A 2,226-nucleotide genomic window follows, 5' to 3' on the forward strand; every position below is an offset into this window, starting at 1 on the left:
AGGCCCGCCTGATATCGATCTCGTCTGCCAGCCCTATGCCGAGCGCCGAGAGCACGCCCGCAAAGGGATGGATGATGATCGTGTCGACGCGCAGCTCATCAGCCACGGCGCAGGCATGCTGGCCGCCCGCCCCGCCAAAGCTCTGCAGCGCAAACCCGTCCGTATCGCGCCCGCGCTCCAGCGTGATCTTGCGGATCGCGCGGGCCATATTCGCTACGGCGATTTGCAGGAAACCGCTGGCGATATCCTCCGGCGTGCGCGCCATGCCGGTCTCGGCCTCGACCTCGCGTGCCAGCGCCGCAAATTTCTCCAAAACAATTTCCCGGTCGAGCGGCGCATCATGATCCGGCCCGAACACGTGCGGGAAATCCTCCGGCTGGATCCGGCCAAGCAGCACGTTCGCATCGGTCACCGTCAGCGGCCCGCCTCGCCTGTAGGAAGCCGGCCCAGGGTCTGTCCCGGCGCTCTCCGGCCCGACAACCAGCCGGGCCTGATCGAAGCGCAGGATCGAGCCCCCGCCCGCCGCGACGGTGTGAATATCCATCATCGCCGCGCGCAGCGGCGTACCGGCCACATCCGCCTCCACGGTGCGCTCGAACGCGCCTTCATAGACGCAAACGTCCGTAGACGTCCCACCCATATCGAAGCCGATCACCTTGTCGAACCCCAGCGCCTCGGCCGTCTTCGCCGCGCCGACGACACCGCCTGCCGGGCCGGACAGAACCGCATCCTTGCCGCGGAAACTCCGCGCCTCGCTAAGCCCGCCATTCGACTGCATGAAATGCAGATCCACCGCGCCCAGCATGCCCGCGACCTTGTCGACATAGGCGCGCAGCACAGGCGTCAGATAGGCATCCGTCACGCTCGTCGCGGCGCGCGGAACCAGCCCGATCAGAGGGTCGGCCTGATGGCTGAGCGTTACAAAGTCGAAGCCGGCTTCGCGCGCCAGCTCGCCAAGGCGGAGTTCATGCTCCGGCAGCTTCCAGGCATTTATCAGCGCGATCGCGCAGGCTTCCAGCCCCGCCGCCTTCGCCCGCTGAAACATCGCGCGGGCCGCAGCCTCGTCCAGCGCCGACAATTCATTGCCCTCAAGATCGACCCGCGCAGACACTTCCTCGACCGCTTCATAAAGCGGCTCAGGCTTCCTGATATCGAGATCGAAGAGACGCGGGCGCGCCTGGCGGCCAATGCGGAGCAAATCCGCAAACCCCTCATTCACCACCAGCAGCGTGCGCGCGCCCTTGCGCTCGAGCAGCGCATTGGTCGCCACGGTCGTGCCGATCCGGACATGCTCTATCTGCGTCTCAGGGATCGCGTCGCCTGCGCGGAGGCCGAGCAGCCGGCGAATGCCTTCCAGCGCCGCATCTTCATACGCGCCGGGATTCTCCGAGAGCAATTTTGCGACCTCGAACCCGCCATCGGGGCGCTGGCCGACAATGTCGGTGAACGTCCCGCCCCGGTCGACCCAGAAGCGCCATTTGCCCGGCTCGCCCATGCTAGCCTCCAAACGCCGACAGGGCCGCCCGGTAAAGCCCGCGCGCGCCCAGCAGGAAGGTGATCAGCACGACCAGCCCGCCCGCGACATTCGACACCGTGCCATTGGCATGCGCGCCGAGGAGCTTTTTCCGGTTCATGACAGCCAGCAATACCACCGCGATGATCGGCAGCAGCAGCCCATTGGCCGCTTGCGCCGTGATGATCAGCGTGACCGGCCTTATGCCCAGCAGCGCCACGCTCGCCCCTATGAAGACGATGGCAAGCGCGACCGCCCGGAACCGCATCGCCGTCTGCGCCGGGTCCTTCGGCGGGAAGATTTCCGTCATCGCATAGGCCGTCGCCATGGGCGCTGTGACGGCTGAGGTCAGCCCTGCAGCGAACAGGCCGGTCGCCACGAGATAGCGCGCCGATGGCCCGAAGACCGGCTCCAGCGCCAGCGCCATGTCGCGCGCATTCGAGACATCGAGCCCGAGCGCAAACAGGCTCGCCGCCGCGGTCGACAGGATCATGATGGACACCAGCCCGCCGAGGCCGATCGACACCGCCGATTCCTTCCTCGCTGCGCCAACCGCTTCGCGCCCATGCCAGCGTTCGCGAGAGGCCGCCGCATGCAGGAACAGATTATACGGCACGATGGTCGTCCCGATCAGCGCGATGGCCGTCAGCGTCGCGCCATCCGGAATGGCCGGCACCAGCCCGCTCGCCAGCGCGCCAGGATCAGGCCGCACC

Annotated in this window: 2 protein-coding genes; both read right to left on the reverse strand. The window is 67.0% G+C overall.

The window, feature by feature from the left end:
• A partial coding sequence (locus WA989_RS08080; protein WP_424339992.1) for a hydantoinase/oxoprolinase family protein occupies positions 1-1,495 on the reverse strand: 1,495 nt, incomplete at its 3' end.
• 1 nt (position 1,496) lies between these two features.
• Positions 1,497-2,226, reverse strand: a 730-nt coding sequence (locus WA989_RS08085) for an NRAMP family divalent metal transporter (RefSeq protein WP_424339993.1), incomplete at its 5' end; no start/stop codon positions are given.

Origin of the sequence: Henriciella sp., assembly GCF_049649345.1 — a bacterium.
Classification (GTDB): domain Bacteria; phylum Pseudomonadota; class Alphaproteobacteria; order Caulobacterales; family Hyphomonadaceae; genus Henriciella.